This is a genomic window from Pelomonas lactea (assembly GCF_043555885.1).
GTDB lineage: Bacteria > Pseudomonadota > Gammaproteobacteria > Burkholderiales > Burkholderiaceae_C > Pelomonas > Pelomonas lactea.
Window position 1 is genome coordinate 243,742 of the sequence record NZ_JBIGHX010000010.1, and the last position, 14,465, is coordinate 258,206.

A 14,465-nucleotide genomic window follows, 5' to 3' on the forward strand; every position below is an offset into this window, starting at 1 on the left:
TTGGCGAATCAATGCGTGGCCGTGTCCCTAAACGTTCAGTGCATCACGACGGGCTGCTGGCCCATCACGGCGTATTGCTCGATGAAGGCGTCGAGTTCGTCCTCGGAGGGCTGGCCGTCTTCGATCAGCGCCTGCACGCCCTGCGAGAACGACTCGGCGAGCGCGCCCTCGATGAAGATTTCCTTGCGGGCGAACTTGTCGACGATCTCGAATCCGCCGCGGTTCAGTTGCGGTCCCGTGTCGGCCTCGGCGAGCGGCACCTCGAACTGGACGACGATGAAGCTGTCGGAGTTGTAGAGCATGTGCATGGAGTTCTCCTCGTGGCTTCAGCTGCGGGTGGGGCCCGGCGTTTCAAGCCCCGCTCGGTTCAGATACTGGCAGAAGGGGGCTCTGTTCGCGTCATCCCCCGGGCCGACAACGTGTAGGAACCGTCAGGAGTTCACGTCGGTCAAGGTGATTTCGTAACCCCTGGTTTCGGGGTCGCCCTGGCGCAGCCGCACGGGCCAGTGGCCGCGTGCCGGGTCCAGCCAGAGTTCAACGCCGGGGTCGTGCGGCCCCAGCGGCAGCCGGCGCAGATGCAGCGTGCCGGCGTCGGCTGGCTCGGCGTCCACCGCCTCGAAGGTCCACTCGCGCAGCTCGCCGCGCAGCCCCGCCACCCAGACGCGCCAGCGGCCGCCGGGCGTCGGCGCGGCCTGCACCAGCGCGGCTAGCTGCAGCCACCAGGACAGCCGGTCCTGCGTGCCCTCGGGCAGCTCGTGCTGCACCGGGCTGGCGGAGAAGCTGATGCGCCGGTCCTCCGCGTCGAAGTTGACGGCCTGGCGGTCTTGGCCGCCGCGTTGCAGCGCGAAGCGCTCGGGCGCCAGGCCGGCGCTGCCGGTGCGGCCCAGGCTCTCCAGCGCCGGCAGCGCGCGCTCGCCGATGCGCCGTGTCAGGCGCAGGCTGTAGCGGCCGTCGGGCTGGGGCTGCCAGTCCAGCAGCGCTTCGCCGTCCTGCCCGCCCTGGCGCAGCCGGTAGCGCCAGGCTGCCGGGCCGGCCAGGCGCAGCAGCGGCGTGTCCGGCGCCGTCGCAGGGGCATCGACGGCGGGCGCCGGGGGCTGTTCGCTCGGCCGCGTCGAGCGCGCCGTGGGCAGGGGCAGGGCAGGCGGCGCGGGTTCTGGCAGCGCCACGGGCAGCGTGGGTGGCAGCAGCGCGACGCTGACGGCCCGTGCCGGCCGCGCCGCGTCCTCACGCACACGCCCGCCGCCCAGCAGCGCCGCGTGGGCGATTAGGCTGGCCGCCAGCGCGAGCCAGGCGGCGCGGGGCAGGGCAGGGCGGTCGCGCATCGCACAATGCTGCCACCACCCATGAGATCCCCATGAAACTCGCCAGCTACGCCGACGGCTCGCGCGACGGCCACCTCGTCGTCGTCTCGCGCGACCTGACCCAGGCTCACTACGCCACCGGCATCGCCACTCGCCTGCAGCAGGTGCTCGACGACTGGGGCTTCCTCGCGCCGCAGCTGGAAGACCTGGCCGTGCAGCTCAACCACGGCAAGCTGCGCCACGCTTTCCCGTTCGACCCCGACAAATGCCTGGCGCCGCTGCCGCGCGCCAGCGGCTGGGCCGTCGTCGGCGCGGACGGTGCCGTGCGCCGCGATGCCGGCCAGTTCGCCGCCGCGCACCAGCCGCTGCGCGCGCCGGCCCACGGCGAGGTGGCGCTGGCCGCCGTCACTGGCGACCTTGGTGCCGCCAGCGACACGGCCGCGGCGCTGGACGCGCTGCGCCTGCTGACCCTCGTCGTGGACTGGCGCCTGGATGACGAACTGATTGCCACGCAGGCCGCGCCGCTGGCGGTCACGCCCGATGAACTCGGCAGCGCCTGGCGCAACGGCCGCGTGCAGGCCTGCCTGCACCTGCTGCACAACGGCAGCAAGCAACCCGTCCGCGACATCGACGCCCACCCGGGCGCCGCGCTGGCCCGCGTGGCCCGGCTGCGGGCGCTGCGGGCCGGGCAGGTCGTCGGTGCGGCGCTAGGCTCGCTGGAGCAGGCGCTCGCCGCCGGCGACAGCCTGCTGCTGGACCTCAAGACCGCCGAGGGCAGCAGCCTCTTCGGCGCCATCGACCTCGACATCGCCCCCCCGGACCTCACCCCATGAACCGCCTGCCCATCATCATCGACACCGACCCCGGGCAGGACGACGCCGTCGCGCTGCTGCTGGCCGCCGCCTCGCCCGAACTGGAACTGCTCGGCGTGACGACGGTGGCCGGCAACGTGCCGCTGGCGCTGACGACGCTGAACGCGCGCAAGGTGCTGGAGCTGGCCGGCCGCACGGACGTGCCCGTCTGCGCCGGCGCCGACCGGCCGCTGGACGTGCCGCTGGTGACCGCCGAGCACGTGCACGGCGACACCGGCCTGAACGGCGTGGACCTGCCCGAGCCCGTGCTGCCGGTCGATGCCCGCCACGCGGTCGACTTCATCGTCCAGACGCTGCGCGAGCGCGAGGCCGGCACCGTCACGCTGTGCCCGCTGGGCCCGCTGACCAACATCGCGCTGGCGCTGCGCCAGGCGCCCGACATCGCCACGCGCATCCGCCGCATCGTGCTGATGGGCGGCGGCTTCTTCGAGGGCGGCAACGTGACGCCGGCGGCCGAGTTCAACATCTACGTCGACCCGCAGGCGGCGCACGAGGTGTTCACCAGCGGCGTGCCCATCACGATGGCGCCGCTGGACGTCACGCACGAGGTACTCACCGCCGCCAATCGCATCGACGCCATCCGCGCGCTGCCCAACCGCGTGGGCGCCGTAGTGGCGGCCTGGATGGAGTTCTTCGAGCGCTACGACGAGGAAAAGTACGGCCAGGACGGCGGCCCGCTGCACGACCCCTGCGTCATTGCCTGGCTGCTGAAGCCCGACCTCTTCACCGGGCGCAACTGCAATGTGCGCATCGAGACGCAGAGCGAGCTGACGCGCGGCATGACCGTCATCGACTGGTGGGCCGTCACCGGCCTGCCGGCCAACGCCCAGGTGCTGCGGCACGCGGACGCGGACGGCTTCTTCGCGCTGCTGACGCAGCGGCTGGCGCGGCTCGGCTGAGCTTTCGGGCCGGGCGCCGGGCCGCTACCCAGCCGGCCCCTCCGGGAACCGACCAGGCCCGCCCGCGTTCAGCGCGGCGGGACGGGCGAGGGGCTCACAGTCCTTTGGTCACCAGCCGGAACTCCGGCTCCTCGGGGTGCGGCTTGATCGTGAAGCCCAGCCCGCGCATCAGCTTCAGCATGTCGGCGTTGTTCGTCAGCACCAGGCCTTCGATGTCGCTCAGGCCCTTCTCGCGGGCCGCGTCGGTGATGCCTTCCATCAGCCGCGAGCCCAGGCCCTTGCCGCCGAAGTCGTCGGCCACCAGCAGGCTGAACTCGCAGCTGGTCTGGTCGGGGTTGGTGATGATGCGGCTGACGCCGACGATGCGCTCGCGCTCGTCGAAGCCGCCGTCGTCGCGCGCGGTGCGCTCGCAGTAGACGGCCACCAGCGCCATCTCGCGGTCGTAGTCGATCAGCGTCAGCCGCGCCAGCAGCCCAGGCGGCAGTTCCTGGATGGCGCTGGCGAAGCGGAAGTAGCGGCTCTCGGGCTTCAGCCCGCGCACCAGGTCCTGCAGCATCTGCGCGTCGTCCGGGCGCACGGGGCGCACCGTCACCTCGCCACCGCCGGCCAGCGGCCAGACCTGCTCGAAGCGCGCCGGGTAGGGCAGGATGGCCAGGTGCGGGTAGTCGAAGGCACGCGGAACACCGGTCTGCGGGCCGGGCTGCAGCACGATGCGGGCGTCCACCGCCACGGCGCCGTGCTCGTCGACGATGAGCGGGTTGATGTCCATCTCGCGCAGCTGCGGGAACTCGCACACCATCTCGCTGACGCGCAGCAGCACGCGCTCGAGCGCCTCCAGGTCGGCCGGCGCGCCGCCGCCGCGGCCCTCGGCCAGCGTCTCGGACACGCGCGCCCGCTCGACCAGACGGCGGGCCAGGAACTGGTTCAGCGGCGGCAGCTCCATCGCCCGGTCAGCGATGAGCTCGATCATCGTGCCGCCGGCACCGAAGACGATGGCGGGGCCCAGCGCCTCGTCCGTCACCAGGCCCACGCAGACTTCCTGGCCGCCGCGGCCCCGGTGGGCGCGGGCCATCTTCTGCACCGTCACGCCGTTGATGCGCGCCTGCGGCTGCAGGCGCTTCACGCGGGCCACCATCTCGTTGTAGGTGTCGCGCGCAGCCGCGCCGCTCTGGATGTTCAGCGCCACGCCCTGCACGTCGCTCTTGTGCGCGATGTCGGGTGAGTCGATCTTCAGCGCGACGGGGAAACCCATCTGCGTGGCCAGCATCATGGCCTCGTTGGCGCTGCGGGCCAGCACGGTTTGCGTGACCGGGATGTGGAAGGCCGCCAGCAGCGCCTTGCTTTCCATCTCGGTCAGCGTGCGGCGGCGCTCGGCCAGCACGCTCTCGATGAGCAGCCGCGCGGCCTCCACGTCCGGCTGCGCGAGGCTGGACATGGGCGGCGGCGTCTGCAGCAGCAGCTGCTGGTTGGCGTAGAAGCTCGCGATGTTGCCGAAGGCGCCGACGGCGGCCTCGGGCGTGCGGAAATTGGCGATGGCCGCGTCGTTCAGCACGCGACGTGCCTCCAGCACGGAGGCGTCTCCCATCCAGCAGCCCAGCAGCGGCTTCGCCGTGGCGGCCTTCGCGGCAGCGACGGCGCGGGCCGTCTCCGTCGCCTCGGAACCGATCTGCGGTGCGTAGACCACCAGCAGCCCGTCCACCGCCGGGTCCTGCGCAGCGGCCTCCACCGCGGCGCGGAAGTGCTCCGGCGTGGCGGCGGCGGAGAGGTCGATGAGGTCGGCCAGCGACGCCAGGTCGGCCAGCTTCGGTGCCAGCGCGCGGGCGGTGTCCGGCGACAGCTTGGCCAGCTGCAGGCCGATCTCGCTGACCCAGTCGGCTGCCAGCACGCCGGGGCCGCCGCCGTTGGTGATGATGGCCAGCCGCTTGCCCACCGGGCGGTAGCGCGCGGCCAGGCATTTGGCGGCCGAGAACAGCTCGACGAAGCTGCGCACCCGCACCGCGCCGGCGCGGCGCAGCGCGGCGTCGAACACGTCGTCGCTGCCGACGATGGCGCGGCTGTGCGTCAGTGCCGCCTCGTTGCCCGCGCTGCGGCGGCCGGCCTTCAGCACGACGACCGGCTTGGCATGCGCGGCCGAGCGCAGCGCGCTCATGAAGCGGCGCGCGCTGGAGATGCCCTCCAGGTAGACGACGATGCTCTGCGTGCGCGTGTCGGCGGCGAGGAAGTCCAGCACCTGCGCCAGGTCCACCGCGGCGTTCGGCCCCAGCGACACGACCTGGCTGAAGCCCACGCCGTTCTGCCGCGCCCAGTCCAGCATGGCCGAGGTCAGCGCGCCGGACTGCGACACCAGCGCCAGCGACCCCTCGGCGGCCAGCGGCCCGGCGGCACTGGCGTTGAGGTTGAGATGCGGGCGCTGGAAGCCCAGGCAGTTGGGGCCCAGCAGGTGCACGCCCTCGCGGCGGGCGATGCGCTTGAGCTGCGCGGCCTGCTCGGGCGCGATGCCGTCGCTGACGATCAGCGCCGAGCGGCAGGCGATGCGCCCGGCCACTTCCAGCGACGCGGCGATCTCGTCGGCCGGCAGCGCGATGACGGCCAGGTCGGCCCGCGAGCGCGCCAGTTCGCCCAGCGTGCCGGTGGTGTCGCCATGCAGGAACTGCGGCGGGTGCGGCCCCGGCGCGGCGGCCAGCGCGGCACGCAGCACGCGGGCCTGGCGGGTCTGGCGCTCGGGCTCATCCGGCGGGCCGGCGAACACCACGACCGAACGGGGCATGAACAGCGGGGTCAGGAAATGGTCGTCCATTCGGGGAACTCTAGTCGGCGCTGATCGACAGCTGCACGGGGCCGCGGCAGGGCACGGCCCCGGCCGCCATCCTAGGCAGCCGTGCTGACGCCGCGTTGACCCAGGGCAAGTGGCGCATCGTTCCTGCGCGCTGTGGGGCTTCGTCCTCGTCATTCATGGCTGTGACGGCAGGTCGACCGGCGCATGGACCACGCCGGGCGTGGCCTGCCGCGCGTCGCGGCCTGAGGCGGGCCCGGCCGTGAGGTGGGAAGATCGTGTTCCCGCTGCACCGGAGCCCGCCATGTCACGCCGTCGTCTCGTCATCGCCTGCGCCCCCGCGCTGCTGCTGCGCCCCGCCTGGGCACTGAACCTGTCCGAGGGTGATGCCAATGCCGGCATCCGCACCGCGCTGGAGCGCGGCGCCAATGCCGCCGTCGCATTGCTGGGCCGGCCCGACGGCTTCCTCGGCAACCCGCTCGTCAAGATCGAGCTGCCCGGCTCGCTGAAGGATGCCGCCAAGCTGCTGAAGGCCACCGGCCAGGGGGCGAAGCTGGATGAGCTCGTCACCGCGATGAACCGCGCCGCCGAGGCCGCCGTGCCCGCGGCCAAGCCGCTGCTGTTGAAGGCGGTGCGGGACATGAGCGTGGAGGACGGCCTGAAGATCCTGCAGGGCGGCGACGACTCCGTGACGAACTTTTTCGCCGACAAGACCCGCGAGCCGCTGGGCCAGCAGTTCCTCCCCATTGTCACGCGGGCCACCGAGCGCGTGGCGCTGGCCGACAAGTACAACGCCGTCGCGAGGAAAGCGTCCGGCTTCGGCCTGGTGCGCGGCGATGAGGCCAACATCCAGCAGTACGTGACGGGCCGGGCGCTGGACGGGCTGTTCCGCATCATCGGCGAGGAGGAGAAGAAGATCCGCCGCGACCCGGTGGGCACCGGCAGCGCCATCCTGAAGAAGGTCTTCGGCGGCTTGTAACCGGCCGCTTTTCGGGGGATGGCGCGCCGGGCGGCCTGATGGCCGACAATCCCGCCCCTTGCCTGTTTGCTGCCGACGCGTCGGCCTTGCGATGAATTCCGATCTTCCCGATCCCGTGACCCCGTCCGAAGCACCGGCGGCTGCCGCCGTGGCGCCCGCTGCCGACACCCCGATCGAGGTCGCGCCCGCCGCCGCTGCCGTGACCGCATCGCCCGAGGCGAAGCCGGTGGCCGACGCCAGCGCCGAACTGAAGGCCTTGTTCCCGGCGCTGTTCACGGGCAAGCCCAAGCCCGTCAAGCTGCGCGTGCAGGCCGACATCCAGGAGCGCGCGCCCGGCAAGTTCAGCAAGGCCCAGCTCAGCGCCTTCCTGCGTCGCCACACCGGCAGCACCGGCTACCTGATCGCGCTGACGCAGAGCAAGACCCGCTTCGACCTGGACGGCAACCCCGCCGGCGACATCAGCGAGGAGCACCTCGCCGCGGCCAAGGAGGAGCTGACCCGCCGCAAGGGCGCGCGCCAGGAGCGCGAGCAGGCGGAGCAGCAGCGCCACCAGCTGGAAGCCCAGCAGCGCCGCAACCGCGCGCAATTGCTCTGGGACTTCGAGCGCACGACGCTGACCGAGGCCAATTTCTGCGTGCTCAAGGGCACCACGCCCGAGGAGCTGCCGCGCCTGCTGGACCTGGCCCGCAAGGAACGCGCCGAGGCGCCGCCAGCCCCGCCGCGCGAACCTCGCCGCGATGACCGCCGCCCCGGTGGCGGCCGTCCCGAGGGGCGCGGCCCGCGCCGCCCGGACCAGCGTCCGGACGGCCGGCGCGACGCGTCGCGTGGCGATCGCCCGCCGCGCGGTGACCGCCCGCCGCGTGGCGAAGGGGGCGGCCGCCCGCAGCAACCCGGCCGCAAGCCGGCGCCGGTGCAGGCAGACCAGCCGGTGCAGTCCCAGATGGCCCAGGCGCTGCAGGCGGCCCGTGCCGCCAAGGCCGAGCCGGCGGCCGACGCGCAGCCGCCCAAGGATCAGGCCGAGTAATCAGCCCGCCGCGTAGCGCTGCTCCAGGTAGGCGAGCAGCGTGCGGATGGTCTGCGCCTCGCCGCCCACCGGGCGGCCGGGGCGGGGCGCGTCGTTCCACGCGAACAGGTCCACGTGCAGCCAGTCCTGCTGCGCAGGCAGGAAGTCTTCCAGGAACAGCGCCGCGTTGATGGCCCCGGCCAGCGCGCTCTTGCCCGTGTTGACGATGTCGCCCAGCGTGCTCTCGATGCCCGCGTGGTACGGCGCCCACAGCGGCATGTGCCACAGCGGGTCGTCCAGCTTCAGGCCCAGGTCGACGAGGTCCCGCGCCGTGTCCATGTGCTTGGCGAACAGCGCCGGCAGCTGCGCACCCAGCGCAACTCGGGCGGCACCGGTCAGTGTGGCGAGGTCGATGACGAGGTCGGGCTCGCCCTCGGCCGCGTAGGCCAGTGCGTCGCACAGGATGACGCGGCCCTCGGCGTCGGTGTTGCCGATCTCGATGTGCAGGCCCTTGCGGGTCTTGATGATGTCGCCCGGCCGGTAGGCGTTGCCGGCGATCGAGTTCTCCACCGCGGGGATCAGCAGCTGCAGCCGCACCGGCAGTTTGAAGGCCATGATGAGCCCGGCCAGCGCCAGCGCGTTGGCGGCGCCGCCCATGTCCTTCTTCATCTGGCGCATGCCCTCGCCGGGCTTGATGTTCAGTCCGCCGGTGTCGAAGCACACGCCCTTGCCGACCAGCGCCAGCGTCGGGTGCTTGGGGTCGCCCCAGGTTACTTCGATCAGCCGAGGTGAGCGCGTGCTCGCACGGCCAACCGCGTGGATGCTGGGGAAGTTCTTCTTCAGCAGCGCGTCGCCGACGATCTCGCCGAACTTGGCGCCGTACTGTTTGGCCAGCGCCTGGGCGGCAGCCGACAACTCGGCCGGGCCCATGTGCTCGGCCGGCGTGTTGACGAGGTCGCGCGTGGCCGCGGTGGCGGTGGCCAGCGCCAGGCCGCGTTCGGCGTCGGCACCGGGCTTGAGCCACAGCGTCGCCGGCTCACGCTTGGCGGGCTTGTAGAGGTCGAAGCGGTAGCCGCCCAGCTCCCAGGACATCGCCGCGGCCTCCGGCTGCAGCGCCAGGCCAGCCTCGTCCAGCCGGTACTCGTCGGCGGGCAGCGCCAGCGGCAGGTGGCTCAGCGCGAACGGGTGGGCGGCGTGCGCGACGCCAGCAAACACCTGGGCCAGTCGGCCGTCAGCGCCGGGCACCAGCGCATGGCTGTCGGCCGCGCCGACGAAGCCGACGGTGGCCAGCCAGGCGCGGGTGGCCGTGGGCAGGGTGGGCGCCAGCGCCTGGAAGGCGGCGCGGTCGACGACGGTGACGGGGGTGGCCTTGGCCGGGAGGGATTTCTTCAGCTTGACGGTCATCGGTCAGCTCCGGGGATTCGAGGCGGCCATTGTGTCGGCTCGTGTCGGGTCGACACGAATGCAAAGAAGTGTGTGGCGCCTGTCAACCGGGCGGCGCGGGGCGGCGTTGTGCCCTCAATCGCGCAGCAACCCACCGCGAGACGGTCCGAAAAACGGGCCCGATGAGCACCATGAAGATCCATACCCGCCAAGAACACGCCCCGCGCCGCCTGCCTGTGCCCGAGATGGGTGCGGCGTGGACCACCGAGGAATCGGTCGAGAAGGGCCGCAAGCACGAGGCCTTCGACACCGGCTTCTACAGCGGCGAGCGCCGCGGCCTGGCCCGCGCGATGCGCTTCGACCGCAAGCGCTGAGCCCGGCCGGCGCTTCAGCCACCCTACCGCCCGCCCTCCGGTCGACCGGACGGCGGGCTTTGTTTTGCCCAGTGCTGCACGGTTTTCCCCGCCGGCTGCGCCGAGAATGCGCGCATGAAAGCCGCCCGCCGTTCCATCGCCTTCGCCTCCGGTGCCCTGCTGTTCTGCGTCGGAGCGGGCGCTGCGATGCAATACGCCGCGATTGGCCTGCCGCGCCATCTCTACGTGATGTTTGGCGGGCGCAACAGCCCGCAGGTGATGCTGGGCGAGGCCGTGGCCATCGCACTGCTGCTGTTCGCTCTCGCCGTCGTGTGGGGCTATCTGACGCTGCGCCCGGCGCGGCGCCGCCACCGCCCCTACGTGGCGTGGATGATGGCCGGCGTCGGCCTGGCCTGGGCCGGGTGGCTGATCTTTGGCGCCTTCAGCTTCGCGGTGAAGCCACGGGCCTACTCGGCGCCGCTGCAGACCATGCTGCTGTCGTCCAACGCGGCGCCGCTGTTCGGCGCGCTGAACATCTTCGGCGTCCTCGGCGGCGTGTGGGTGGCCGGCGCGCTGGCCCGGCGCAAGCAGCTGAGCCTGCCCAGCACGCGCTCGCGTCGCCGCCCCAAGGATGCCGAGCCGACGCTGGAGCAGGATTCCACCGTGTCGACGGTGGGGCCGCACACGGTGCCCCCGCCGCATTGAGCCGGCCGACCTGCGCGCGCTGCGAGCGGCCGGCCGCCACCTGCCTGTGCGCCACGCTGCCGGTGCCGCCGCTGGCGCACCGCACGGAACTGCTGATCCTGCAGCACCCGGCCGAGGCCGGCCATGCGAAGAACACCGCGCTGCTGCTGACGCTGGGGCTGCAGCGCGCCTGGCTGCTGCGCGGCGAGGTGTTCGACGCCGCGCTGGCCACCCCCGGCACGGCGCTGCTGTACCCCGGCGAGGGCGCCTCCGTGCCCGCGGCCGACATGCGCCGGCTGATCCTGCTGGACGGCAGCTGGCGCCAGAGCCGCCGCCTGCTGGCCGCCAACCCCTGGCTGGCCGCGCTGCCGCGCGTGAGCCTGCCGGCGCTGCCCGGCCGCTACGCCATCCGCCGCGCGCACCGGCCGGGCCAGCTGTCGACGCTGGAGGCCGGCCTGCATGCGCTGGCGCTGCTGGAGGGTGGGGCGGAGCGCTTCGCGCCGCTGTGGGCGGCATTCGATGCATTTGTTCATGCGGCCCTGTCACGACGGGGTGAAACGGGTTTGACCTAGGATTTCGGGATGCTCTCGTTCCTGCGCCCCGTTTCCCTGGCCCTGCTGGCCGCCCCGTTGCTGGCCTGGGCCGCGCCGCCCGAGGCCGCGACCGAGCATGTGCAGGCCCGCCTCGTGTCCAGCCAGGCCGCCGTGGCGCCGGGCCAGCGCTTCACGGTGGCGCTGGAACAGAACATCAAGGCGCACTGGCACACCTACTGGCTGAACCCGGGCGACTCGGGCCAGGCCACCACCATCGACTGGACCGGCGCGCAGGCCGGCCCCATCCAGTGGCCCACGCCGTCGGTGCAGGCCATTGGCCCGCTCGTCAACTACGGCTACGAGGGCCGCCCGGCGCTGCTGGTGGAGCTGACCGTGCCGGCCGACGCGAAGCCGGGTGGCCGCTTCCAGCCTGGCGCGGAGGTGCGCTGGCTGGTCTGCAAGGACGTCTGCATCCCCGAACAGGTCAGCCTGGGGCTGGACCTGCCCGTGGCCGCGGAGCCCAAGGCCGGGCCGGACGCGGCGCAGATCGACGAATGGCGCCGCGCCATCCCGCGGCCGGCGCCGTTCGCGGTGCAACTCAAGGCGGCGCCGCAGGGCGTGCGGCTGAGCGGGCCGGTGGCGGGCGTCACCAAGGCGTACTTCTTCGCCGACACCTGGGGCGCCGTCGCGCACAGCGCGCCGCAGGCGCTGAAGGCGGAAGGCGACGGCTGGGCGCTGGACCTGCCCGCGGGCGATGAGCCGGTGAAGCCGGGCCAGCCGCTGTCCGGCGTCGTCGTGCTGACCACGGCGGCCGGTGAGCAGGCCTGGACGGTCTCCGCGCCCATGCCCGAAGGCGCCGGCAAAGGCCCCGGCCCGGCCGACCTGAGCGCCCCGGCGGCGGCCCCCGCGGCCACTACAGCGCCCGCGGCCAAGTCGGACCTCGGCCTGCTGCCCGCGCTGGCGCTGGCGCTGGTGGGCGGGCTGATCCTGAACCTGATGCCCTGCGTGTTCCCGGTGTTGTCCATCAAGGCGCTGGCGCTGGTGAAGCAGGGCGACCACAAGGCCGAGGGCCTGGCCTACACGGCCGGCGTGCTGCTGAGCTTTGCCGCGCTGGCCGGCGTGCTGCTGGCGCTGCGCGCCGGCGGCCAGCAGGTGGGCTGGGGCTTCCAGTTCCATTCGCCGGTGTTCGTGCTGGTGGTGGCCTATCTGCTGTTCCTGGTGGGCCTGAACCTGTCGGGCCTGTTCGACGTGGGCGGCAGCTTCACCGGCATCGGCTCCGGGCTGGCGGCGAAGCAGGGCCTGGCGGGCAGCTTCTTCACCGGTGTGCTGGCGGCGGTGGTGGCCACGCCGTGCACGGCGCCGTTCATGGGTGCGGCGCTGGCGTTCGCGCTGGCGCAGCCGGCGGTGGTCATGCTGGCGGTGTTCCTGGCACTGGGCCTGGGGCTGGCGCTGCCGTTCCTGGTGCTGGCGTTCTGGCCGGCGGCGCAGCGCTGGCTGCCGCGGCCGGGCGCGTGGATGGACACCTTCAAGCAGGCGCTGGCCTTCCCGATGTATGCCGCCGTCGTCTGGCTGCTGTGGGTGCTGGCGCAGCAGGCCGGGCCGGACGGCGTGGCGCTGGCGCTGGGCGGGCTGGTGGTCATGGCCTTCGGCCTGTGGTGGCGCAACGCCAGCGGTGCGAGTGCCGTGGGCACCACCGCGGCGGTTGCCGGCGTCGTGCTGGCGCTGGGGCTGTCGACGGCGATCAAGCCGGTCGACGCGGCCACGCCAGCTGCGGCGGCCAGCCACGAGGCCTACAGCGCCGAGCGCCTGGCCGAGCTGCGCGCCCAGAACAAGCCGGTGTTCGTCAACATGACGGCGTCCTGGTGCATCTCCTGCCTCGTCAACGAGCGCGTGGCGCTGTCCCGCCCGGAGGTCAAGGACGCCTTCGCCAAGGCCGGCATCGCCTACCTCAAGGGCGACTGGACCCGCGAGGACCCCGCCATCACCGCCGTGCTGAAGGCCCACGGACGCTCCGGCGTGCCGCTGTACCTCTTCTACGCGCCGGGTGCCGCCGAGGCGCAGGTGCTGCCGCAGATCCTCACGCCCGGCCTCGTCATCGAGGCCATTGCTTCCACCCCCGCCCCCCGGAGTTCGCCATGACGATGAATCCTGTTCGCCGTGCCCTGATCGCCGCCGTGCTGGCCGCGCCGCTGCTGGCTGTCGCCAACGTCAACGTGGAGGCGCCCGCGCCCGCGTTCACGGCGACGACCGCCGACGGCAAGACCGTCAACCTGGCCGACTACAAGGGCAGGACCGTGGTGCTGGAGTGGACCAACCATGACTGTCCCTACGTGAAGAAGCACTACGGCAGCGGCAACATGCAGGGCCAGCAGAAGGATGCCACCGGACAGGGCGTCGTGTGGCTGCAGGTGATCTCGTCGGCGCCGGGCCAGCAGGGCTTCGTCGACGGCGCGACCGCGAAGAAGCTCAACGCCGACCGCGGCGCCGCACCCACCGCGACGCTGCTGGACCCCAAGGGCGAACTGGGCCGCCTGTACGGCGCGCAGACCACGCCGCACCTCTACGTCATCAAGGGCGACGGCACGCTGGCCTACAAGGGCGGCATCGACAGCATCGCGAGCGCCAAGGTCGAGGACATCGCCAAGGCCGAGCCCTACGTGAAGCTGGCCCTGGCCGACGTGGCCGCCGGCCGCAAGGTGGAGAAGGCGTCGACGCGGCCGTACGGCTGCAGCGTCAAGTACGCGAGCTAAAAGACCGACAGCCCCGTCTTCGCGACGAACAGCTCCAGCGCCTGGCGCCCCAGCAGCGAGTTGCCGGTGGCGTCCAGCGCGGGGGACCAGACGCACAGCGTCAGGTGGTCCGGCACGACGGCGATGATGCCGCCGCCCACGCCGCTCTTGCAGGGCAGGCCGATGCGGAAGGCGAACTCGCCCGCCGCGTCGTAGGTGCCGCAGGTCAGCATCAGCGCGTTCACGCGCCGCGCCTGCGCGGGGCTCAGCACCGGCGTGCCGGCCAGCGGGTGGCGGCCGTCGCGGCACAGGTAGCCGGCGGCGCAGGCCAGCTGCTCGCAGGTCATCGCAATCGCACACTGGTTGAAGTAGACGTCCAGCACGGTGGCGATGTCGTTGTCCAGCGTGCCGAAGCCCTTCATGAAATTGGCCAGCGCCGTGTTGCGAAAGCCCGTGTCGGCCTCGGACTGCGCAACCTCGGCGTCGATGGCCACCGGCTCGCCGCACAGGCGCGACAGCAGTGCCAGCAGCTCGGCCTTGCCGTCGCCCAGCGTGACGAGCCGGTCCGCCACCGCGATGGCGCCGGCATTGATGAACGGGTTGCGCGGGATGCCGCGCTCCGTCTCCAGCTGCACCAGCGAGTTGAACGGGCTGCCTGAGGGTTCGCGGCCGATGCGCGTCCACAGCGCCTCGCCCAGCGCCTTGATGGCCAGCGTCAGCGAGAACACCTTGGACACGCTCTGGATGGAGAACGGCACCGCGCTGTCGCCGGCCTGCGCCACCTCGCCCGCGCACGTGCGCAGCGCGATGCCGAACTGTTGTGGCGACACCCGCGCCAGCGCCGGGATGTAGCGGGCCACCTGGCCTTGCTGGCCCAGCAGCGGGCGCAGTTCGGCGTTGATCTGGTCGAGCACGAGCTGGAAGTTCATGGGGCCGATTCTGTCGCCGGGACAATG

General features: G+C 72.6%; 14 protein-coding genes. 9 read left to right on the plus strand and 5 right to left on the minus strand.

Features of this window, described 5'->3' with window-relative positions; translation table 11 throughout:
• Positions 1-35: 35 nt before the first annotated feature.
• Entirely contained in the window at positions 36-308 is a 273-nt protein-coding gene (locus ACG04Q_RS23545; protein ID WP_394513992.1) for a BTH_I0359 family protein, read from the minus strand.
• A 123-nt stretch (positions 309-431) separates the two neighbouring features.
• Entirely contained in the window at positions 432-1,322 is an 891-nt protein-coding gene (locus ACG04Q_RS23550; protein WP_394513993.1) for a DUF3108 domain-containing protein, read from the minus strand.
• 32 nt (positions 1,323-1,354) lie between these two features.
• Between ACG04Q_RS23550 and ACG04Q_RS23555 the strand changes: the two genes are divergently transcribed.
• The gene (locus tag ACG04Q_RS23555; RefSeq protein ID WP_394513995.1) at positions 1,355-2,134 is read left to right on the plus strand and encodes a fumarylacetoacetate hydrolase; all 780 of its coding nucleotides are present in this window, start codon (positions 1,355-1,357) and stop codon (positions 2,132-2,134) included.
• The gene (locus ACG04Q_RS23560; RefSeq protein ID WP_394513996.1) at positions 2,131-3,072 is read left to right on the plus strand and encodes a nucleoside hydrolase; all 942 of its coding nucleotides are present in this window, start codon (positions 2,131-2,133) and stop codon (positions 3,070-3,072) included. Before ACG04Q_RS23555 ends, ACG04Q_RS23560 begins: the two co-directional genes overlap by 4 nt.
• Before the next feature lie 94 nt (positions 3,073-3,166).
• Here the strand turns inward: ACG04Q_RS23560 and ACG04Q_RS23565 are convergent, their stop codons facing one another.
• Complete coding sequence (locus ACG04Q_RS23565; RefSeq protein WP_394513997.1) at positions 3,167-5,869, minus strand: bifunctional acetate--CoA ligase family protein/GNAT family N-acetyltransferase; 2,703 nt, start codon at positions 5,867-5,869, stop codon at positions 3,167-3,169.
• Between the two features lie 280 nt (positions 5,870-6,149).
• Here ACG04Q_RS23565 and ACG04Q_RS23570 point away from each other — a divergent pair, with 280 nt between their 5' ends.
• Entirely contained in the window at positions 6,150-6,824 is a 675-nt protein-coding gene (locus ACG04Q_RS23570; RefSeq protein ID WP_394513998.1) for a DUF4197 domain-containing protein, read from the plus strand.
• 115 nt (positions 6,825-6,939) lie between these two features.
• A complete protein-coding gene (locus ACG04Q_RS23575; RefSeq protein ID WP_394513999.1) occupies positions 6,940-7,848 on the plus strand; it encodes a ProQ/FINO family protein in 909 nt (302 codons plus the stop codon).
• Here ACG04Q_RS23575 and ACG04Q_RS23580 read toward each other — a convergent pair whose 3' ends face one another.
• Positions 7,849-9,231: a leucyl aminopeptidase family protein gene (locus ACG04Q_RS23580; protein ID WP_394514000.1), complete on the minus strand. Its 1,383-nt coding sequence runs from the start codon at positions 9,229-9,231 to the stop codon at positions 7,849-7,851. It lies immediately after the preceding gene.
• 170 nt (positions 9,232-9,401) lie between these two features.
• Between ACG04Q_RS23580 and ACG04Q_RS23585 the strand changes: the two genes are divergently transcribed.
• The 5 genes from ACG04Q_RS23585 to ACG04Q_RS23605 all read left to right on the plus strand — a co-directional run bounded on the left by ACG04Q_RS23585 (position 9,402) and on the right by ACG04Q_RS23605 (position 13,530).
• Entirely contained in the window at positions 9,402-9,584 is a 183-nt protein-coding gene (locus ACG04Q_RS23585; RefSeq protein WP_394514001.1) for a hypothetical protein, read from the plus strand.
• Between the two features lie 114 nt (positions 9,585-9,698).
• Positions 9,699-10,268 carry a hypothetical protein gene (locus ACG04Q_RS23590; RefSeq protein WP_394514002.1) on the plus strand — a complete coding sequence of 190 codons (570 nt, stop codon included), beginning with the start codon at positions 9,699-9,701 and terminating at the stop codon, positions 10,266-10,268.
• The gene (locus tag ACG04Q_RS23595; protein WP_394514003.1) at positions 10,265-10,819 is read left to right on the plus strand and encodes a tRNA-uridine aminocarboxypropyltransferase; all 555 of its coding nucleotides are present in this window, start codon (positions 10,265-10,267) and stop codon (positions 10,817-10,819) included. Before ACG04Q_RS23590 ends, ACG04Q_RS23595 begins: the two co-directional genes overlap by 4 nt.
• 9 nt (positions 10,820-10,828) lie before the next feature.
• Entirely contained in the window at positions 10,829-12,919 is a 2,091-nt protein-coding gene (locus tag ACG04Q_RS23600; RefSeq protein ID WP_394514004.1) for a protein-disulfide reductase DsbD family protein, read from the plus strand.
• The gene (locus ACG04Q_RS23605; RefSeq protein ID WP_394514006.1) at positions 12,916-13,530 is read left to right on the plus strand and encodes a redoxin domain-containing protein; all 615 of its coding nucleotides are present in this window, start codon (positions 12,916-12,918) and stop codon (positions 13,528-13,530) included. The genes ACG04Q_RS23600 and ACG04Q_RS23605 overlap by 4 nt, the downstream gene beginning before the upstream one ends.
• On the opposite strand, the gene ACG04Q_RS23610 is transcribed toward ACG04Q_RS23605, so the two are convergent.
• Positions 13,527-14,438 (minus strand): glutaminase, encoded by a 912-nt coding sequence (locus ACG04Q_RS23610; RefSeq protein WP_394514008.1) that lies wholly within the window; start codon positions 14,436-14,438, stop codon positions 13,527-13,529. The two genes, ACG04Q_RS23605 and ACG04Q_RS23610, sit on opposite strands and share 4 nt — an antisense overlap.
• Between the last annotated feature and the right edge of the window lie 27 nt (positions 14,439-14,465).